Here is a 22,003-nt window from a genome sequence, read left to right on the forward strand (position 1 = left end):
ATGTTAGTGTGTTCACTAAGCTTAGCAGGAAGTGCCAATAAACGTTTATAGGGAGATCAGTAATGAACCATTCTATGCAATTATTGAAACAGCTTGAAAGTAATGGAAAAACTTTCCGGTATTACAGCTTTGATCGATTAGCTGAACACTACGATTTAACCCGCTTACCCTTTGCGGCAAAAATATTATTAGAAAATCTACTGCGTTACGAAAATTCGGATTTTGTCCAGCCAGAGGATATTGAAATCTTGGCTCGCTGGGATCTGGATAACTGGTCAGAAACCGAAATTGCCTTTGTTCCTTCTCGAGTCATTCTACAAGATTTTACCGGCGTACCTTCAGTTGTCGATTTAGCCGCAATGCGTGATGCTATCGTGACATTGGGCGGCAATGCCGACGCGATTAATCCACTGAATCCGGTAGAGCTGGTGATTGACCACTCCGTGATGGTCGATGTATTTGCCGAAACAGGGGCATTGCAAAAAAATACCGCCATTGAGATTCAACGAAACCGCGAACGATATCAGTTTTTGCGTTGGGGTCAGCAAGCTTTCGACAACTTTAAAGTGGTACCACCAGGGCGCGGTATCGTGCATCAAATCAATCTGGAATATTTGGCGAGAGTGGTCTTTGTTAAAGAGGATGACGATAACCTATTGTATCCCGACACCTTAGTCGGAACAGATTCTCATACTACTATGATCAACGGTTTGGGGGTATTGGGTTGGGGCGTGGGCGGCATTGAGGCTGAGGCCGCGATGTTAGGCCAACCCGTGACCATGTTGTTACCCGAAATTGTCGGATTTGAGTTTATCGGTAAATTGCCCCCGGGAGTTACCGCGACTGATCTAGTGTTAACGGTAACCGAACAGCTGCGCTCATTTGGCGTGGTAGGTAAGTTTGTAGAATTTTTTGGTGCCGGTGTTGATCAATTAACCTTGGCCGATAGGGCAACCATTGCCAATATGGCGCCAGAATACGGTGCTACTTGTGGCATTTTCCCGATTGACCAACAAACGTTAGATTACCTCAAGCTTACCGGTCGTGATCCAGAGCGTATCGCGTTGATCAAAGCGTATCTTAAACAGATGGGCATGTGGGCCAGCGCATCCGACAACAAAGCCTGTTATCACGCCAGATTACAACTGGATTTAGGCAGTATTGTGCCTTCTATCGCTGGCCCCAAAAGACCACAAGACAGAATTGCACTTGAGCAAGCTGGAGTCAGTTTCCGCCAATGGTTGGATAGTCAAATCCCTGTGAGCCACATCGACGCCGAAGGTAAAGACGAGTTGGCAAGCGAGGGTGGTCCATCGGTGCAAGTACCCGTCGCCGATGGTAGTACTGGTGTTGCTTGTCGTTATCGAGATAAAGACTTTGTGCTGGAAGCCGGCGCGGTGGTGATAGCGGCGATAACCAGTTGTACTAATACCTCTAATCCATCGGTGTTAATCGCAGCCGGATTATTGGCCCGAAATGCGCGTAAAAAAGGCTTACAGGTTAAACCTTGGGTGAAAACCAGCTTTGCACCAGGGTCACAGGTAGTGACGGATTATTTAATAAAATCGGGTCTTAATGTTGATTTAGATGCCCTAGGTTTTCAGTTGGTTGGCTACGGTTGTACCACCTGTATTGGTAATTCTGGTCCATTGCCTCAGCCCGTTAGTGAAGCGATACAACAGGGCAGATTGAAGGTGTGTTCGGTGTTATCGGGCAACCGTAACTTTGATGGCCGCATCCATCCAGAAGTACAAGCCAATTACTTAGCATCGCCGCCGCTGGTGGTGGCGTATGCATTGGCCGGTAATATGAAAGCCGATATGGTCACAGAAGCACTTGGCGAAGATGTTGATGGTAATGCGGTTTATTTAAAAGATATCTGGCCAGATAATCAGGAAATCCAACAGGTCATGGCCAGCGCGGTGCAAAGCGAGATGTTTGTTTCCCGCTATGCCGATGTATACAGCGGCGACGCAGACTGGCAAGGGCTTGAAGTGGTGCAGAGCCAAAAATATAACTGGCCAGATTCCACCTATGTTAAACAGCCGCCATTCTTTGATGGGATCAGTGCTGAAGTACCGAAAATTATGGCTATCGACAATGCCCGTTGTTTGCTTAAGTTAGGTGATTCGGTCACTACCGACCATATTTCACCTGCGGGATCTATTGCACCAGACAGCCCTGCTGGAGACTATTTACAGCAAGCTGGAGTCGCCATTAAAGACTTTAACTCTTACGGTTCACGCCGTGGCAACCATGAAGTAATGATGCGCGGCACCTTTGCCAATGTAAGGCTAAAAAATCTGCTGGCACCGGGGACCGAAGGCTGTTGGACCCGTTTAATGCCTAACTGTGAGTCGATGACTGTATTTGATGCCGCTATGCAGTATCAGCAACAAGGTACGCCTTGTATTGTGTTGGCAGGGAAGGAATATGGCACTGGCAGCTCGCGGGACTGGGCGGCAAAAGGGCCTGCACTGTTGGGGGTAAAAGCGGTTATAGCGCAAAGTTATGAGCGTATTCACCGTTCTAATTTGGTTGGAATGGGTATCTTGCCACTGCAGTTTATGCCTGATGACAGCGCTGAATCGCTAAACCTCACAGGTGAAGAGCAATTTAGCATTCCTGCGGTAAGCGCCGAACAGAAAACCGTTAAGGTATCAGTGACCGACAAAGCGGGTAAGCAACATTCGTTTGAAGCTAAAATCCGCATTGATACCCCTAATGAGTTTAGTTATTACCGACATGGCGGCATCTTGCATTATGTATTGCGCAATTTAGCTAGGTAATTAGGTAGATCGTTTAGGTAGATAATTTAGATAGATCGTTTAGCTGAGTCAGCGAGGTGCTAGCGAAGTAATTAACTGCTTTAGATAACGTGTAAATACCCTGTAAATAGACCCATGTTTAACAATCTGGGTCTATTTTTTTTATTGTTTGATCATTGTATCTATTTGCATCCCGAATCAACCAATATGCTGGAAAACATAATACTTTCAGTCCTGTTTAAGCGTAAATCGCTCTTGGAAGCACAAAATGCGTTAGTGTTTTTTGCGTTAATCGAAACATGATATATATAGCAGGGCTAGTTAGATAAATAGGTGGTATGTTGTTCATGGGGTTATTGTTGAAGATAAAACGTATTATCTTCATTATTAGCCTATTGATGGGTTGATCAATCCATCAATATAAGCAAAATCCGTTATTTTACATGCAGCATTTAAAAGAATGAGTTTATTATTTTTCAGTAGCCCTCGCGTTAGTGAGACATTGCACGGCGTTGAGTCCCAAAGGGTATGGGTGAGGGATCTACAGCAGACTTTTGACTCCCTAGTAAGATTACCGTTAATTCAGAATGGCTAAAAATATTATGGAACATAAACGATACTTTCTAATCCTTTCAGTTATCTTTGGCATTGAATTCCTAGTTATTTCTATATCGCCTCATGACCGAGCCGATTGGGCGCTTGAGAATGTATTAGTTGTCTTATCTGCTATTTTCATTTTTTTTACGTATAAGAAATGCCCATTATCGCGACTCTCTTATAGTTTGATATTTGCCTTTATGAGCTTGCATGAAATAGGTTCATATTATACTTATTCCAATGTTCCCTATGATGCATTTTTAACGTCGTATTTTAACTTTAGCCTTAATGAATGTATGGGCTGGACCAGGAATAATTTTGATAGATTGATTCATTTGGCATACGGTCTTTTATTGGCATACCCGGTTAGGGATTTGTATTGTCGAATTGCTGGTTTGAAAGGCTTTTGGAGCTATTTAACGCCTTTAAATCTTATTATGGCAACATCGATGCTATATGAATTGATTGAGTGGGGCGCCGCCGAGACATTTGGTGGCGAGCTAGGAATGGCGTATTTAGGCACACAGGGAGATGTTTGGGATGCACATAAAGATATGGCCCTGGCAAGTCTTGGCGGTTTTATAGCTATGGCGATAACCCTTTTTATCCATTCACGTATTCAAAAAGACTTTCGAGAGCAATGGAAATTAAGCTTAACAGTAAAAAAATAAAAATATTAAGCAGAAAAATAAAGCCTTAGCTTGCAACTCGATTAGCAATAGACATTCTCACCTAAGAGTAGTGTTTTTTAGAATGTAACCTATTTTTTCCTTTGCTGTTAATCACGGAGCTAAAAACTGCAGGCTATATTGTTACTCTCAGTGTTAGCCCACAATTTTTAGACCAAATATCCCCCCAAGACACATCAAAATACACAATCTTGCATTTCACGATCGTTTGGTTATTGTTAACGGTAAACCATACCGCCATCGATCATCGGTGCTTGACCTGTCATATAATCAGAGTCAGGACCCGCTAAATATGAAACAAAGTTGGCGACATCTACAGGTGTTTGCGCACGACCTAGTGCGATACCTTTCACGTATTTTTTAAACGTTTCACCTATTGCTGCCCCAGTAATTTCAGAAAAACGTTTATCAATCTCAACCCACATATCGGTTCCGACCACACCAGGGCAATAAGCATTTACTGTAATACCTGCACTAGCATATTCCTGTGCTGCTGCCTGAGTTAGCGCGCGCACTGCAAATTTAGTCGCCGAGTATGCACCTAGTAAAGCAAACCCGTTATGGCCAGCAATGGAAGAGGCATTTATAATTTTTCCTTTTTGTTTGCGTTCGATGAATTTCTTTGCCGCGGCTTGAATGCCCCAAAGTGTTCCATCTACGTTGATCTTTTGGATTTTATCCATGTCTTCTTGGGTAATATCTGATATGGCTTGAACCTGCGCAATACCTGCGTTATTCACCATAATATCGAATCCACCTAAGGTTTTTTCTGCATGATTTATAGCGGCATAAACTTGTTCTCGGTCGCTTACGTCAGCTTTGAAAGTCGTTGATTTTCGACCAAAAGCTTCTACCTCAAGAGATACCGCGAGCATTTTTTCTTCGTTTAGATCAACGATGGCAACATTTGCCCCATCTTTTGCTAAACGAAGTGCAATGGCACGTCCGATGCCCTGACCAGCGCCAGTGACGAGAGCGACTTTTCCTTGTAATGACATATCTGACTCCTTTTTGATAATGGGAAAAGGAAGACCTTTGCATCGCCTTCCAGATAACGATTGAATGATCAGTTTACAAGGACGTAGAGCAATAAAATTAGATATAGATCAATTTGAGTCAGCATAGCGGTTAAAAATTAAACATGTTTAATCTCTAAGAATGACCTTTCAATATTAGTGATGTTAAGTTCGAAATTGTTTCATGTTGGGAAGGTCTGCTAGCTTATTTCTGCCTTAAAGTTGGTTAGGCCATAAATACATAAAGGCCATAAGTACAAAACAAAAAAACACCTGGATCCCGGCTCAAAAGCATTACCGGGACGACGAGAAGGCTGTTAGCAATCATCTGTTCATATATGAGTAGATGCCTTAGCTTGTAAATGTCCACTAGCACGTCAGCAAAACTGCAAGAATTGATAATGTTTTTCAAGGAAGAAACTACAATATGATCATGCTGGTTTAAACTGGTTAGGTGGAATGTCACCTGAGGTGATCAACCGTTATTGGGTGTGACGTTCCACTTTGTATCGAGAACAACAACCTTACCTAATAGTTGTTCGATGTACTCCGATGGGCGGGCTATCTCTCGTAATTTTGGCAATACATTGTTTGCGTATATTTCATGAGCTTCTGGTGATTCCCAATGCGTTACCACTAAGTAACAGTCATGGTGTTTAACATGGCGCCAAACGTGACCGCCTAAACATCCGAGTTGCGTTGACAGTTGAGGGTTCCAGATAAGTTGTTGATCTCGATTAAACCTATCAATGTCCAGTACTCTTGAGCAGTAAGCGATTCTTAATACTCCAGCACCTGAAAAATTAATCTGTAAGTCAGATATGGTTGAAACTAGTTCGAAGTAATTAACTGAACAATGACGATAAGTGGATTGTTGTTTATTACTTAAATAAATATCATCGTGGATAGTTCTCATGAATTCACTCACGTGAAACTGAGATTCCCAAAAACCTAAAATAATGGCTGTGCTTGACGATGCTTCCCATCCACCTGCTTGTCCAACAAAACCGTTACACGTCGACAGTTGACTCCAGGCACTCTGACTTTGTGAAAAAGCCTCTTGTTTACCGTCATCAACCTCGCACATAATCAATTTTGCTATAGTCAAAATGGCTCCTAATATTGATGGTTCATGAGTCAATATGGCTCTTCAAAGCTGAATCTATCAGGGAACAATATCTTTGTCGTATTGGAGTCACCACGCCCAGTGCTAGCAGCAAAGTTTAACTGTTCAATACTTCTTTTTGACGGAACAAAACCATAGCAACTAACGCCTTTGATTCCGTTTTCCTTGGATAAGTTATTTCTGTTCTAGTTTGTAACTAATCTTATTGATGTACCAGGTTTTATCGCCTTGAGGTGTGCTCACTACCGCTTCATCGTCGACTTGTTTTTTGAGTAACGCGCGGGCCATGGGCGAGTCGATGGAGATGTAGTCTTTACGTTCGTCGTAAATTTCTTCTGGGCCGACAATTTTAAAGGTTTTAATGTCACCGGCGTCGTTTTCAATTTCAACCGTGGCGCCAAAAAACACTTTGCCTTCTTGCTCTGGTGCGTAATAGACAATTTTGAGTTCGGGCAGCAGCTTGCGTAAATAGCGTACTCGGCGGTCAATTTGCCTTAATAAACGCTTATTAAAAGTGTAATCAGCATTCTCGGAGCGATCACCCAAACCAGCCGCCCAAGTGACAATCTTAGTGACTTCAGGACGTTGTTCTTTCCACAGGTAGTCGTGCTCAATTCTGAGTTTATTGTAGCCTTCTAAAGTGATTAACTTAGTTTTCACGCGGTTTACTCTTAATGTGGTCGAAGAACGGTGAGGTTTTATATAAGCCGTAATATTATCATCTGTGTTTTAGCACTTCATGCCCGATGATGCATTCTTTTTATCGATTATCTATAAAGACATCATAAAGCCTTTCGTACTAGCAGCGAACTGGTGGTCTTTATGGTATCTTTGGCATAATTTTATTTTAAACCATGTCGAATTCGATTGATTATGCATAATATTGCCCAGATTATCGCTCAAGAACTTAATGTCCGTGAACAACAGGTCACAGCGACCATTGCGCTATTAGATGATGGCGCCACCGTGCCGTTTATTGCGCGCTATCGTAAAGAAGCTACCGGTGGTTTAGATGACACTCAGTTGCGTAACTTGTTTTCTCGTTTAGGTTATTTACGTGAGTTACACGACCGCCGCCAAGTGGTGTTGTCGAGCATTGATGCGCAAGGAAAATTAACCCCAGCGTTAACTCAAGCGATTAATGACGCCGACAGTAAAACCCGCCTTGAAGATTTATATCTGCCATTCAAACCAAAGCGTCGTACTAAGGGCCAAATAGCCATCGAAGCGGGTATTGAGCCGCTTGTAGATGCAGTGCTAGCCAATCGTCAATTAGATATAGAAAGTAAAGCAACTGAGTTTATTAATCCTGATGCGGGTTTTGCCGACTCTAAAGCGGTACTAGATGGTGCGCGTTTTATTTTAATGGAGCGTTTTGCTGAAGATGCAGAGTTGCTGCGTAAAGTGCGCCAGCATTTATTACAGCAAGCTGTGCTTGAAAGCCGCATGGTAAAAGGTAAAGAAAAAGAAGGCGCTAAATTCCGCGACTACTTTGAACATAATGAGCTGATGAGTAAAATCCCATCTCACCGTGCTTTAGCCATGTTGCGCGGTCGTAACGAAGGCATGTTAAGCCTATCGATGAACGCCGATCCCGATACTCAAGCGACAGAAGGCAGTTATTGTGAAGTGATTATTAGCGATCACTTTAAGTTAGAACTGACTAACTCTAGCGTTGATGAATGGTTGAAAACGGTTGTGACCTCGACTTGGCGCATTAAAGTTGCCTTGCAAATGGAAACAGAGTTTATCGCTAAGATGCGTGAAAGCGCGGAAGAAGAGGCCATTAGAGTGTTTGCCCGTAACCTGGGCGATTTATTAATGGCGGCTCCTGCTGGTGCTAAAGCAACTATGGGACTCGATCCTGGTATCCGTACTGGTGTGAAAGTCGCGATTGTTGATAACACCGGTAAGCTGGTGGCCCACACCACTATTTTCCCGCATGCGCCACAGAACTTATGGGACAAATCGATTCGTACCTTAAGTAATTTAGTGACCATGCATAAAGTTGAAATTATTGCGATTGGTAATGGTACTGGCTCGCGTGAGACCGACAAGCTAACTGGCGAGTTAATCGCTGCCGTGAAAGAAACGCATCCGACGCTGACCAAAGTGATTGTGAGTGAAGCGGGCGCATCGGTATATTCGGCCTCTGAGTTTGCCGCTAATGAGTTTCCTAATCTTGATGTGTCAATTCGTGGTGCGGTATCAATTGCGCGTCGCTTACAAGATCCGCTGGCAGAGTTAGTAAAAATTGAACCCAAAGCAATTGGCGTAGGACAATATCAGCATGATGTAAGCCAAAGCCAGTTATCGCAGTCGCTTGAGGCCGTCGTTGAAGACTGTGTTAACGCTGTAGGTGTTGATTTAAATATGGCATCAGCGCCGTTATTAGCTCAAGTTGCTGGCTTAACCAAAACCTTAGCTAAAAACGTGGTTGATTTTCGTGACGCTAATGGTCAATTTACCAATCGTAAGCAGTTATTGAGTGTGGCTCGTTTAGGGCCTAAAGCTTATGAGCAAGCTGCGGGTTTTTTACGTATCCGTAATGGTGATAATCCATTGGATTCATCATCTGTTCATCCAGAAGCTTACAGCCTAGTTGAGTCGATTGCTGGTGCTAAGCAATTGCCATTAACTGAACTGATTGGTAATAGCGATTTGTTAAAACAGATTAATGCTGCCGATTTTGTTACCGACGCATTTGGTGTGCCGACCATTAATGATATTTTAGCCGAACTAGACAAACCAGGACGCGACCCGCGTGGTGAGTTTAAAACGGCTACGTTTAAAGACGGCATAGAAGAATTGAAGCACCTTAAAGTCGAGATGATTTTAGAAGGTGTAGTCACCAACGTGACCAACTTTGGTGCCTTTGTTGATGTGGGTGTGCATCAAGATGGTTTAGTGCATATTTCATCGTTAACCGACAAGTTTGTTAGTGACCCACATACAGTGGTTAAAGCCGGTGATGTGGTTAAAGTGAAAGTGATGGAAGTGGATATTGAGCGTCGTCGTATTGCGTTAAGCATGCGTCTTGATGAAAAAATTGATACTGAAAAAGCAATCAGACAGTCGCAGGGTAAGCCACAAAACAGTTACCAGAAAAAGCCTGCTGCGGGTAAATTTTCAGTCAATACCAAGAGTTCTGGTCATAATAAACCAGCCAGTAAACCGGTTAAAGCACCACAAAATGCGGCTATGGGTAATGCGTTTGCTGATGCCTTTGCCAAGATAAAAAAATAATCAATTATACGGTGTGGTAAAACACATTTAGCTAATATATTGATTATAAAGCCTTTGCACTTATGTGTAAGGGCTTTTTTTTAGCTCATTTTTATATTTTGAAACTGAATATAACCACACAGCAATAATTCAGTTTTTATTCAGTGGATCTTAAGTGTTTTAGTTGAATATCAGCGCCAGTCGAGTTTATTGCGAGTGGCAAAATTGAAATTACTAACGAAAACATTATCCAGTATCACCCCAAAGAGCATCAGTTACGAGGCGATGACCTGCATTATCGCTGTCTATTTTGGCTTGGTATTAAATTTTCCGATAATCCGTAAAATCTATCAGTTATCAGCAGATGGTCATGTGCTGTTTTCTTTGTCACCTGCATTGTTATTAAGCAGTTGTTTTATGCTTATTTTTAGCTTATTTGCTTTTAAATTTGTTTTTAAACCCGTGATGATTGTGTTGTTACTGACATCGTCAGCGGCCATGTATGCGATGTTGCAGTACAACGTGATGTTTGATTACGGCATGATTGAAAATATTTTTGAAACCAATTCTGGTGAAGCTTTTTCATATATAAGCTTACCTTCAATTAGCTATGTGATGGTGTTAGGGGTAATACCTTCTGTTTTGTTATACCGCACTAAATTATCGAGTGGTCCGTCACTGGCCAAAATAGTGCTTCGTCGCGCTGGCTTTACAATATTCAGCGTGGTGTTAGTCGGGTTGATGGTGCTGTTTTTTTACAAAGACTATGCGTCAGTGGGGCGCAATAATAATTATCTGAATAAGATGATTATTCCTGCACATATTTATAATACGGTTAAATACCTAAACAACCGTTACTTTACCGAAAAGTTAACCTTTGACCCTATTGGTCAAGATGCACAGCTAACCCCAAGCGTGAATGGCAAACCGACCCTTATGGTGCTTGTTGTCGGTGAAACTGCCCGTGCAGAAAATATGGCGTATAACGGTTACCAACGTAACACCAACCCATACACAGAAAACCTAGGCATGATTGCCTTACAGAATGTGTCGTCGTGTGGCACGGCTACCGCGCATTCGTTACCGTGCATGTTCTCAAACCTCATCCATGACAATTACAATCGTGAAGTTGCTGATGCACGAAATAATGTGCTTGATGTAGTTAAGGCGGCTGGTGTTAACGTGACATGGTTTGAAAACGATGGCGGCGATAAAGACGTAGGAGCCCGCATTAATAAGATTGATATTTCGCCGAGCGAGCCAAATCCATTATGTGATGGTTTAAGTTGTTATGACGAGATTTTAGTTGAAAAACTTAGCCAAAAATTACAACAAGACAGCCAAGCCAGTGCGCTGTCGGGTAAAGGTTTAGAAAATCAATTTATCGCTTTGCATACTATTGGTAGCCACGGACCAACATATTGGCAGCGTTACCCAGCCGATAAGGCGTTATTTACCCCAGCTTGTAGCCGCAGCGACATTGAAAACTGTAGTGACCAAGAGATTGTTAACGTTTACGACAATACTATTGCTTATACCGATTTTGTGTTGGCAGAAACGATTAATGTACTTAAGCAATATCAAGACAAATATAACGTCGCGCTGGTGTATTTATCTGACCATGGTGAATCATTGGGTGAAAGTGGAATGTATTTACACGGTACGCCTTACAGTATTGCGCCGAGCCAGCAAACTCATGTGCCTTGGTTTATGTGGTTACCACAAGACTACACACAAGCTAAAGACATTGACCGTGAATGTGTTGCCGAGCATGCATTAAGTGGCTCGTACTCACATGACAACTTGTTCCATACATTGTTAGGACTTTACGGCGTCAGCAGCTCGGTACGTGATCCTAAGTTAGATATCACCACCGATTGTAAAATGAACTAGGGATATACCGATGACAATTTCAGTTTCATCGTCTACGTCAGATGATAATGTTACAAAGAATACGGCAAAGAACGCGACAGCCAAGCAGCCAAAAATTGTGGTGAAACGCCATGGCATTATGCGCTTGCTGTATACCTGCAAACATACCTTTAATGGTTTAAAGTGGATGTGCCGTAATGAAGCGGCATTTCAGCAAGAGTTAATGCTGTTTATTCCATTAACTGTATTTGCTTATATGGCAAATATTAGTGCAGCGCAATCTGCCATGTTAGTGCTGGCGTTGCTATTTGTATTGTTTGCAGAACTGGTTAACACTGCAGTAGAAGTAGTGGTTGACCGTATTGGCCTGGAGTTTCATGAATTATCTGGGCTAGCCAAAGATATAGCCTCTGCATTTGTGTTTCTCAGCATGCTGATGGCAGCGATTGTTTGGTGGGTTGTTTTGTGGGCATAATTGCTTAGTTGAGCGTTAATCTGTCCGCAACGTGTCGGCTGTTAACTTAACTCTATGGCTAGCATAGAGATAAGTTTGCTCATGGTAGTTTGTTATCTCGAGTTTAGATTATTTTTCCATTTGGACTGCATCACTCGTAATATGGATATAGGCGCAATTATGATAAAGGACACTCAATGAAAGTGTTGTTAATTGAAGACTCTGAAGCACTTCGTCGCGGCATTAGAGTTGGGTTAGATCATTTAGGTTATACCGTTGATGAAACAGGTGATGGTTCTGAGGGCTTAAGCATGGCGCTCACAAATTCTTATGATTTCATTATTTTGGATCTCATGCTGCCTAATGTAGATGGTCTGAGTTTACTTAAGAGTATTCGTAAATTAGGTAATCAGTCTAAGGTCATTATTTTATCGGCTAAATCACAAGCCGAAGATCGTGTTACTGGCTTATTGGCGGGTGCTGATGATTATCTGAGTAAACCATTTTCGTTTGACGAATTACAAGCCAGATTACTTTGCCTAGGCCGCCGTGGTGAACTCAATCAACAAGTTAAAACTATTTGTGTTGCGAACTTTGTTTTAGACACAAATAACAAATCACTTCATGCAGATGGCCATTACATCGACTTAACCAAAAACGAATTTAAAATTGTTGAATATTTATTTAGTAACCCTAAGCAAGTACTTAATCCTGAACAAATCAGCGAAGCAGTAGTGGGTTCATTTAATCATTTATCGAAAAATACTATCGAGGCTCATTTATCGTCAGTGCGTAAAAAAGCTAAAGCCGTTGGGGTGACGCTACCGATAAAAAATAAACGTGGTTTTGGTTATTTTGTAGGTGAACATTAATGAGATCGTTAACCACAAACCTAGTCAATACCATGACCTATGTGGTATCAGGCATGTTGATTTTGGTGTTTTTGGCGATTGATATCAGTATCGATAATTGGGTCGATGTTGAATTTGATAGCGCGTTAACAGACAAGTCTAACTACCTAAAGACCTTAGTTAAAGTGACGCCAGAAGGCACCGAGTTTGATTTTGCTGGCGAGTTTATGCCTGAATTTGGCACCTCGACTAAAGCAAGCTTTTTTCAGTTGTGGCAAGGCTCAAGCGTGTTTGAACGATCTGAATCGTTGCGTAATTTCGAGGGGGTAGATTTACTTAAAAAAGACATGCCGATCAATAGTGCCTTTTTTGCTGATGTGGTGTTACCTGATGGTCGAGACGGTCGCGCTATGGTGTCTTATTTTGAGCCGCAAGTACCTAAAGTCGATCGTGAAATTATAGGTCAAGTCGAACCCATGTGGTTAACCATAGCCATTACCACAGAAGATTTATCGCAAATTTTGGTGATCATCGATTCTAGTTTAGCCATTGGCTTACTACTGGTGATTGTATTGATCCGCTGGGCCGTAGTGAAGGTGATTCATCGTGGTTTGACCCCGTTGAACGAATTAAACGTGTCGCTAAAAAGCGTTGATGTCACTAAAAAATACATCCCGCTGTCTAGCGAATCAGAACGTTATCTTGAAATTGAACCGATACGTAATGAGTTGAATAAGTTTGTCAAAATTAGCCAACAATACCTACAAACAGAAAAGCGCATTACTGCCGATATCGCTCATGAACTGAAAACGCCCATCAGTGAATTGATTAGCTTGAGTGAAATTTATATTCGTTATCCGGATGATCAGCGTATTGGCGTGAGCTATAAGCAAGATGTACTCAGTATTAGTTTACGGATGAAAACAATCGTCAATAATTTATTACTATTGCAGCAAGCCACATCAGAAAATATTAATCTGCATCGCCAACATATCAATATCAAAACCGTGATGGATCAGGTTATTAATGAGTTAGCATTTAAGTATTCGACTATTCACTCTCGTTTGAATATTGAAAATAGTGTTTTGGATCCAAGCTGCCTTGCCGATGAGTTTTCTTTGCATCTCATTTTGACCAATTTATTTGATAATGCACTGTATTACAGTCCGCCGAAGTCATCGATTAAAATAAGGTTAGTTGCTGATAATAAAGGCTTAAGATTCAGCATTGAAAATCAATTAGTCACCAGTATCAACGCGAATGATTTAGAGAGGCTTACTCTACCATTATTCCAGGCGGAGCAATCGCGTTCAAACAGCGAGAGGCATGGATTGGGGTTGGCCATTGTTGAAAACATTGCCAAAGTGAATGGATTTGAGTTTAGCTTTGAATTAGTTTCGGATGACAAAATTATGTTTGCTGTGTTGATTCCGAATGGTCATGCGGCAATGGTGTAAATCTATGCAAAAAATCTTCAAAAAAACAGAATTTAACTGACTGTAAATAAGATGTTAATATATGTTATTACGCCCTGAACTTAATGCCCTTGCTAAGGTCTTAGGCTCAGATGGTTTTTGTTACTGTGTCTTTTAGTCGTTCAGTTACGATAAAGATATTGAAAATTTTGCAAAAAATCCTGTTTTAAATCGCTGAGTAAACAAGATTTTCAGTAACACGATAAGCTTAAGTTGCCCTTAAGATAAGCATACTAGTCTATTACCCAGTAATAATGTTATTACATTTGGGATAGCTTGTTGCGAATTTAATTGCACATGAAGCCTAAAAATAATAATAATTTTGGAGCAATAAATGGCTGTAAATTTCTTTAGTCTTGGTACCAATTCAAGTGAGTTTAGTACAAAAAAGACTTCGAATAATTTATTTCAAGCAATTGTTATATTTAGTGTTATCTCTCTTCTTATAATGAGTTTGAGCCGTATTGGCTTGTCTTTATGGCAAGCTGAACGGGTATCCGATGCCCAAGGTTGGGGCTACATTTTACTGCAAGGTTTACGGGTCGATTTTGCCTCTTTATGTTGGCTGTGGGGTATTGCAGCACTCGGAACCGTGGTATTTGCTGGTGAGCATTTAGTTGGCCGTGTTTGGCTGATGATATTACGCGTATGGCTCACACTAGGTTTGTGGGTGGTAGTTTTTCTTGAGGCATCATCGCCGTCGTTTATTGCTGAATATGGTTTTAGACCTAACCGTTTATATGTTGAATATCTGGTTTATCCAAAAGAAGTGTTATCGATGTTATGGGCAGGGCGTAAAGGCGAGCTTATTTTATCGGCGCTGATCACCGTGGGTACCTTATGGGGTGGCTGGTGGTTAAGTGGAAAATTAACGCAATATATTCGTTTTCCTAAATGGTATTGGCGTCCAGTGCTTGCGGTTATCGTCATTGCTATTACGGTGCTAGGTGCGCGGTCATCATTGGGGCATCGACCTCTTAATCCTTCATTGGTGGCATTTTCAGACGATCCTTTAGTTAATTCTTTAGTGTTGAATTCCTCTTTCTCATTAATTTTTGCAATTAAGCAAATGAGTAACGAAGAAGATGCATCGAAAGTGTATGGCAAGTTAGCCGACGAAAAAGTGATCGACATTGTGCGCCGTGAAAGTGGCCGACCACTGAGTGCATTTACCTCATCGACCATACCGACGTTGTCATTTAATCAAGCCAGCTATACCGGTAAACCAAAGAACCTTGTGATCATTTTACAAGAAAGCTTAGGTGCACGTTTTGTGGGAAGTTTAGGTGGCTTACCGTTAACGCCTAATATTGATGAGCTTTCTCAACAAGGGTGGTTTTTTGAAAATTTATACGCTACTGGTACACGTTCAGTAAGAGGTATAGAAGCGGTGACAACCGGTTTTACACCTACGCCAGCACGTGCAGTTGTGAAACTCGGTAAGAGTCAAACAGGCTTTTTTACCATCGCTGATTTATTGAAGCAACATGGCTATACCACGCAGTTCATTTATGGTGGTGAAAGCCATTTTGATAATATGCGCAGCTTCTTTTTAGGCAATGGTTTTACTGATATTGTTGATCAAGGTGACTATAAAGACCCAGCGTTTGTGGCGTCTTGGGGGGTGTCTGATGAGGATTTGTTGTTTAGAGCCGACGAAGAGTTTTCGCGGATGCACAAAGAGGGTAAACCATTCTTTAGCTTAGTGTTTAGCTCAAGTAATCATGACCCATATGAGTTCCCTGATGACCGTATTGAGTTGTATGAACAACCACAATACACCATGCATAACGCGGTGAAATATGCCGATTATGCAGTGGGTGAGTTTTTCAAAAAAGCTAAAAAATCAGATTACTGGAAAGATACCTTATTCCTGATTGTTGCAGATCATGACAGTCGAGTGGGTGGTGCTGCACTAGTACCAGTGTCTCGTTTCCGTATTCCTGGGCTTATTTTAGGTGACGGGATTGATGCGAAGCGCGATCCACGTGTTGTGAGCCAAATTGATATGTCACCGACGTTAATTTCGTTGCTGGGTATTTCGGATAGTTATCCAATGCTAGGCCGTGATTTAACTAAAATGCCAGACTCATGGCCGGGTCGAGCGATGATGCAGTATGACAAAAACTTCGGTTTACTGGAGGGAGATAAAATGACTATTTTACAACCTGAATTACCTCCTGAAAGTGTTACTTATGATTTTGTTACTGAAAAACTGACTCCGACAACGTTGAATGAACCTCAAGCAGAAGCTGCATTAGGCTGGGCATTATGGGGCAGTTTAGCATACAACAAAATGTTGTACCGTACGGCTAATTCAGAGGCAAAACCGACACTGTCTGATATGGCTACCACGGAAGTATCACGCTAATATTTTTAGTTGAGACTCATTATTTGGAGCGGATTGCTGTTGATAAAATTGACCAATCCGTTGACCAAATTGTTGGTAGCTAGCTTTGGATACACCAGTGTCTAGCGCTTGGCGTTGACGAGGTTCAGGTGTTGTTTTAGCGTTTGTAGATTGTGTTTTTAGTTGAATATCTTTACGTTGCAGCGCCGGGGTTTGGCTCGCCATGATTCTAATGACTTGAGGCCGAATGACTGGCGAAGCAATTGCTTTAGACTCTACCGCTTGTTGAGTGGCACTTTGCTGTTGTCGTTTAGCTTGCTCTTGCTGCTGTTTTTTCTCTGCGACAGTGTAAGGCGTAGCACGTTCATTTTGTTGATTTAATGGACGTTCTGCATGCTCTTTTGTCGGTTCTTGTGGCGGGATAATCGGCGGTTTTTGTTGATTGTCCACTCGCGCAAGATCCGTCGCAACATTTGAAGTTGCTAACGGTATTTGTGGATAATGAGTGGTAATTATCATGTTGACCTTGTCAATACGACGCCTTGACCAAATTATAGACAACATTTGGCTAAGGCTAAAGTGCTATTAAGATATTTTTAGCGGTATTTTGTGATCCACGGTAATAAATGGTCTAAAAATGCATCAGGATGCGAAATAAACGGCGCATGGGATGCTTTATGGAGCAGCACATCTTCAATGTTGTCACTGCTTGGTAATGACGAGATAATCTTTCTCGGCACCAAACTATCTAACTTTCCCCAAATTCGTAACCATGGCCGCTGTATTTGAGTGATCGTGGCACGTAAATCCACCTGCGCTAACATATCCAATCCTTGGGATAAACCTTGTTGTGTCGGCAATGGCTTGCTTAACACTAAGCTTTTTATTTGTTGGATGTCAGCTTTGGGGTTATCACTTCCCATGGCTTGAATCGCCAGAAATCGTTCAACAGTACGAGACAAATCGCGACTTAATTGGCTTGAAAATTGTGCCAATACATCAGGCTGAATACCAGGCCAGGCGGGGCTGATATCATCTATTCCACTAGTCATAACACTTTCGCGGGCCATAAAACATGGGGATGAGGCAATAGTGACTAATGCAGCCACTGACTCTGGGTAATCGATGGCAATTTGGCTAGCGATTAACCCACCTAGCGACCAACCAATCCAAATCGCCTGCTGTGGAAGTTGCTCTGCAAGTGCTTGTGACCATTGCGTTATTCCTCCGTCGATATTAGGACTTAACCCAAAACCCGGCAAATCCACATAATGCACTCTATACTGGTGCAATGCGTTTTTTAATGGACTAAAGACTTGGTTATTCACCCCCCAACCGTGTAATAGCACTATGTCTTGGCCTTGTGAGCCAACGGTATCAATATGCAATGCAGGAAAACTCACGGTTAACACCTCTTTTGAGTCTATTTAATGGAATGAATAGCCAATGCCGCCAATCAATATTTCAATCGACATCACCCACATACTAGGCTTATGCCTCAAGCGCATTCAGCATGCTAGGGTGATTTTACTAGGCAGTTTACCCAACCGTTGCTTGCTGTGCCAGCAAAGGATAGATCAAACGGGTTATCAGCAATTGTTTCCTAATCAAGTCCTCACAGGTGTTTGCCAAGTGTGTTTAGCGGCGAGTTTGTATCAGCATGAAGTGTGCTTAGGTTGTGGTCGCGAAATAGCTCTGCTGCAGGCTTATTGTGGAAAGTGTTTGAAACAAGAGCCCAATTATGTGGTTGCACCTTGTAGTTATCATCAAGGACTGGGACCTGTTATTGCCGCCATTAAATACCAACAGCAATGTGCACCGCTTAACGCGATAACTCAGCAATTAGCCTGTCGAATCGCATTATTAATTAAGCACGGCATTATTAGGCGTCCACAAGTGTTAATCCCCGTTCCATTACATCCAAATCGTTTACGTCAGCGAGGTTTTAATCAAGCTTGGCTCATTGCTAAAGAGTTAAGCCTTTTAACGAATATTCCTCTAGATGATCGTTGCTTAATTCGAATTGTTGATACTTTGCCACAAACGGGACTAGCGGGTAAGCAGAGGCGTAAAAACTGCCATGGTGCATTTGCATTACAACCAAACATGACATATCAGCGTGTTGCGTTGATTGATGATGTGGTCACGACTGGAACAACCGTAGATGAAATTGCAGGTTTATTTAGTCTACAGTTTATCCATGTGCAGACTTGGTGCCTTGCGCGTGCTGAAGCGCCGGGATTGTTAGATTAAATCTTTTTAAGGGTAGATTAACCTAGGTTTAGGTTAGATTAATTCGATTTGAGTAATAACAAGATTTTTTGTAAATAAAAACAATTAATTAATATTTCTTGTAGCCCATGGTATGTGGGGCATTGCCGTTTTTTTAGGGTTAAAAAAAGTTGAACTGGATCATTTTTTCGAGATCAAATCCCACTGACACTACAAAGCCAATGCAACACAGAGTATCATAGGTCTAATTCTTACTAATTTACTCAGGTATACCCTGACGGAGCAGGTTTTTATGATTACCATTTCCGATACAGCTCAGGCCCATTTCGTCAAACTATTGGCCGACCAGCCGGAAGGTACGCACATTCGTGTGTTTGTTATCAGCCCAGGTACTGCACAAGCAGAGTGTGGTGTGTCTTATTGTCCACCTGATGCCGCTGAAGCTGATGATGTAGAACTTCCATTTAATGGCTTTAGTGCTATGGTCGATGAAAAGAGCGCACCATTTTTAGATGATGCCAGCATTGACTTTGTAACCGACCAGCTTGGTTCGCAACTAACATTAAAAGCACCTAACGCAAAAATGCGCAAAGTGTCTGGAGATGCGCCATTAGTTGAACGTATTGAATATATTATTCAGTCAGAGATTAATCCACAACTTGCTAGCCACGGCGGTAACATCATGCTGGTAGAAATTACCGAAGCTGGTGTTGCAGTATTGCAGTTTGGCGGTGGGTGTAACGGTTGCTCGCAAGTTGATATCACCTTAAAAGATGGTATTGAGAAGCAATTGTTAGATATGTTCCCAACGGAATTGACTGGTGTTCGTGACGTGACAGAGCATGAGCATGGCGAGCATTCTTACGCTTAATCGCGTGACGAATTACTGCTACTAGCAAAGCTAATAAACAAAAACGCGACCTCATTATGAGGTCGCGTTTTTTGTTGGTGTCGATTAGGTTTTCGCCATCTAGTGGCTTTAGTCGTCTCGAGTGAGTACTTCAAGTAATTCAATATCAAAAAATAAATCTGAGTGTGCTGGAATACGCTCACCAATCTGGCGTTCTCCATAAGCTAAATGAGCCGGAACTGATAGTTGTCGCTTGCCGCCGACATTCATACCAATAATACCCTGATCCCAGCCTTTAATGACTCTGCCCGTGCCAATGACACACTGAAACGCATCTGAAGCGTCAAACTGACTTCCGTCGGCTAATCGACCGCTATAACGAGTGGTAATTAGCGCGCCTTTAACTGCGGTTTTACCGTTGCCAACTTCAATGTCGGTAATAATCAATTCTTGAGTCATAGTATTCTCGTATGTGACGACTTGGGCTATTTGAGGTTATTTTACCCCAAGATTGGTCGCTAAGAAGTGTTCTATTGCAATGAATGTTGTAAGACGATGTTCATTATTACTTAAGTAATGATCGCCATTTTCCAGTTCGATATACTTTACGGGTTTATGTAAATCCTTAAGCGCATCATACATTTCTTCACTGTGTTGCACTCGCACCACGCGATCTTTAGTGCCGTGGATTAATAATACCGGCACGTTAATATTGGCTACTTTGCTAATAGGTGAGCGCTGATACAAATCGTCGTAATCATCACCAATTTGTTTTTTAACAATTTTGCTATTGTCGTACCGACGCGATGATTTAACTAAATATTCAAGGTCAGTTACGCCCGCGACACTAATGGCACATTGATACAGATCTGGGGTGATAGCTACGCCCATTAATGCGGCATAACCGCCGTAACTGGCACCGACAATACACACGCGTTTAGGATCGCTAATACCTTGTTCGATAAGCCAGTGAGTACCATCCTCAATGTCGGTTTGCATTTCTAGGCCCCAGTTTTTAAGACCCGAACTCATGAAATTGAAGCCATAGCCTGACGAGCCGCGAAAATTCATTTGTAGCACAGCATAGCCACGATTAGCTAAAAACTGCGCCCAATAATCAAACGTGGTTGAGTCGTAGCTAATAGGTCCACCATGGGGGAAAATTATGGTCGGTAAGTTTTTGGCGTCAATGTCTTTTGGAGTAGTGAGAAAGGCTTCAATGGCTAAACCATCACGAGCATTATAATGGACTGTTTGCGGTTGAGATAACACTTCTGGTGGCAATTGGCTGTAACGGTAAGCTATAGGGTAAAGTGCCTTTTGGTCTCTATTACCAAAGTAATACGCACCAGATTCTATAGGACCAGTTGCATAAACGATGTAACGACGTTCATCATCACTGAACTGAGTGATCACATTATGTGACTCTGGTAATGCAGTTGTAAGACCATTGTTCAACTTGATATAATCTTGGTCCCAGAACAGATATTCACCTTCAATGTCGGTGCTTAAACCAATGACCTTTTGTTTTAGTGCGGAATACACGAGCCAGCCTTCAATATCGTAATTTTCATTGTGAGAAACGAGTTCTTTAGTCAATGTCGGGTCAGTTAAGTTGACTTTAAAGATGGCTTTAAAACCTTGATGATAGGCGCTGATATATAAGATATTAGGATCATGGTCAAAACCGATAGGCCAAATTACGTCTTCTGCTAAAGCCTCGAACTCCCATAATTTGCGGAGATCTTCACCCGCTCCTTTTTGTTCGTAAATACGGTAGGTTGTGTCATCGCGATAAATACCAATACGCACATTGTGCTGCCTATCGGTTAACCAGTTTCCAATGTGCATACGTGCTGGTTGTAAAGTCTTGATACCGCCTGTTTTTAAACTGACTTTAACGACGCTTTCATATTGCGGTTTAGAACCTAAACCTTGAATTTGCATAAGGATGTGGTTTGGATCGGTGTCAAGATAATCAATAACCGATGCTTGTAATTGCGGTAAATCGACAAAACGCGATAGAGAACGATTAGAAAACACACTTGAGGTTTTATTGTCGCTCAGTGAGTATTTTATTAACCGTGTTTCGGTTGTGGGAACACCTCGACGGATGGCGGGATATTTAGACTCGATTAAGATGACATCATTATTTGCCCACGTTAACGATAAAATGACAAATTTCTGATTGTCAGTCTGTAATGGGTAAATATCTTTATTGGTTTGAATATCGCGAATAGTGAGTACTTGGCCCTCAAGCTCATTAGTACTGACTCGTACAAGAGACGCAATTTTTTTACCGTCAGGAGATAAGCTAACAAAGCGGACATCTGGGATGCTGGCAAAGGCTTCTATAGGCAGAGGTTTGGCAAATGAGCTAAGCGAAAATAGACATAAACTAATAACAACAAGCCATAAAATCCGTTTCATTAAAGGTCCATGTAATGCGATATAAAAATGTTATTTGGATGTTACATTTTTATATCAAGGTCTTCAAT

17 protein-coding genes are annotated in these 22,003 nt (G+C 41.9%); 10 read left to right on the plus strand and 7 right to left on the minus strand.

Annotated features, from left to right (window positions below):
- Window positions 1-62: 62 nt before the first annotated feature.
- Entirely contained in the window at window positions 63-2,789 is a 2,727-nt protein-coding gene (acnA, locus tag SFRI_RS01220) for an aconitate hydratase AcnA (RefSeq protein ID WP_011635720.1), read from the plus strand.
- 581 nt (window positions 2,790-3,370) lie between these two features.
- Window positions 3,371-4,036 (plus strand): DUF2238 domain-containing protein, encoded by a 666-nt coding sequence (locus SFRI_RS01225; RefSeq protein ID WP_041412718.1) that lies wholly within the window; start codon window positions 3,371-3,373, stop codon window positions 4,034-4,036.
- Window positions 4,037-4,272: 236 nt separating this feature from the next.
- On the opposite strand, the gene SFRI_RS01230 is transcribed toward SFRI_RS01225, so the two are convergent.
- The 3 genes from SFRI_RS01230 to greB form a co-directional block, all read right to left on the minus strand.
- Window positions 4,273-5,052 carry an acetoin reductase gene (locus tag SFRI_RS01230; protein ID WP_011635722.1) on the minus strand — a complete coding sequence of 260 codons (780 nt, stop codon included), beginning with the start codon at window positions 5,050-5,052 and terminating at the stop codon, window positions 4,273-4,275.
- Between the two features lie 493 nt (window positions 5,053-5,545).
- The gene (locus SFRI_RS01235) at window positions 5,546-6,178 is read right to left on the minus strand and encodes a DUF4937 domain-containing protein (RefSeq protein ID WP_049763502.1); all 633 of its coding nucleotides are present in this window, start codon (window positions 6,176-6,178) and stop codon (window positions 5,546-5,548) included.
- A 192-nt stretch (window positions 6,179-6,370) separates the two neighbouring features.
- Window positions 6,371-6,856 (minus strand): transcription elongation factor GreB, encoded by a 486-nt coding sequence (greB, locus tag SFRI_RS01240; RefSeq protein ID WP_011635724.1) that lies wholly within the window; start codon window positions 6,854-6,856, stop codon window positions 6,371-6,373.
- Window positions 6,857-7,069: 213 nt separating this feature from the next.
- Here greB and SFRI_RS01245 point away from each other — a divergent pair, with 213 nt between their 5' ends.
- From SFRI_RS01245 to SFRI_RS01270, 6 genes are all read left to right on the plus strand, one after another.
- Entirely contained in the window at window positions 7,070-9,442 is a 2,373-nt protein-coding gene (locus SFRI_RS01245; protein WP_011635725.1) for a Tex family protein, read from the plus strand.
- Window positions 9,443-9,646: 204 nt separating this feature from the next.
- Window positions 9,647-11,314 carry a phosphoethanolamine transferase gene (locus tag SFRI_RS01250; RefSeq protein ID WP_041412721.1) on the plus strand — a complete coding sequence of 556 codons (1,668 nt, stop codon included), beginning with the start codon at window positions 9,647-9,649 and terminating at the stop codon, window positions 11,312-11,314.
- Between the two features lie 10 nt (window positions 11,315-11,324).
- Window positions 11,325-11,768, plus strand: a complete 444-nt coding sequence (locus SFRI_RS01255) for a diacylglycerol kinase (RefSeq protein WP_011635727.1) — start codon at window positions 11,325-11,327, stop codon at window positions 11,766-11,768.
- 176 nt (window positions 11,769-11,944) lie between these two features.
- Complete coding sequence (locus SFRI_RS01260) at window positions 11,945-12,619, plus strand: response regulator transcription factor (RefSeq protein WP_011635728.1); 675 nt, start codon at window positions 11,945-11,947, stop codon at window positions 12,617-12,619.
- Window positions 12,619-14,055 (plus strand): sensor histidine kinase, encoded by a 1,437-nt coding sequence (locus SFRI_RS01265; RefSeq protein ID WP_011635729.1) that lies wholly within the window; start codon window positions 12,619-12,621, stop codon window positions 14,053-14,055. The genes SFRI_RS01260 and SFRI_RS01265 overlap by 1 nt, the downstream gene beginning before the upstream one ends.
- A gap of 352 nt (window positions 14,056-14,407) precedes the next feature.
- On the plus strand, window positions 14,408-16,444 hold the full coding sequence (locus SFRI_RS01270; protein WP_011635730.1) for an LTA synthase family protein: 2,037 nt from the start codon (window positions 14,408-14,410) through the stop codon (window positions 16,442-16,444).
- Here the strand turns inward: SFRI_RS01270 and SFRI_RS01275 are convergent.
- Entirely contained in the window at window positions 16,436-16,942 is a 507-nt protein-coding gene (locus SFRI_RS01275; RefSeq protein WP_011635731.1) for a hypothetical protein, read from the minus strand. The two genes, SFRI_RS01270 and SFRI_RS01275, sit on opposite strands and share 9 nt — an antisense overlap.
- Before the next feature lie 77 nt (window positions 16,943-17,019).
- Window positions 17,020-17,826: a pimeloyl-ACP methyl ester esterase BioH gene (gene bioH / locus SFRI_RS01280; RefSeq protein WP_011635732.1), complete on the minus strand. Its 807-nt coding sequence runs from the start codon at window positions 17,824-17,826 to the stop codon at window positions 17,020-17,022.
- Window positions 17,827-17,869: 43 nt separating this feature from the next.
- Here bioH and SFRI_RS01285 point away from each other — a divergent pair, with 43 nt between their 5' ends.
- Window positions 17,870-18,676, plus strand: coding sequence for a ComF family protein (locus SFRI_RS01285; RefSeq protein ID WP_011635733.1), 807 nt, complete (start codon window positions 17,870-17,872; stop codon window positions 18,674-18,676).
- A 271-nt stretch (window positions 18,677-18,947) separates the two neighbouring features.
- Entirely contained in the window at window positions 18,948-19,526 is a 579-nt protein-coding gene (nfuA, locus tag SFRI_RS01290; RefSeq protein ID WP_011635734.1) for a Fe-S biogenesis protein NfuA, read from the plus strand.
- A gap of 108 nt (window positions 19,527-19,634) precedes the next feature.
- Here nfuA and SFRI_RS01295 read toward each other — a convergent pair whose 3' ends face one another.
- Complete coding sequence (locus SFRI_RS01295; RefSeq protein WP_011635735.1) at window positions 19,635-19,964, minus strand: FKBP-type peptidyl-prolyl cis-trans isomerase; 330 nt, start codon at window positions 19,962-19,964, stop codon at window positions 19,635-19,637.
- Window positions 19,965-20,000: 36 nt separating this feature from the next.
- Entirely contained in the window at window positions 20,001-21,935 is a 1,935-nt protein-coding gene (locus SFRI_RS01300) for an alpha/beta hydrolase family protein (RefSeq protein ID WP_011635736.1), read from the minus strand.
- Window positions 21,936-22,003 lie beyond the last annotated feature (68 nt).

Source organism: Shewanella frigidimarina NCIMB 400 (assembly GCF_000014705.1).
Lineage (GTDB): Bacteria > Pseudomonadota > Gammaproteobacteria > Enterobacterales > Shewanellaceae > Shewanella > Shewanella frigidimarina.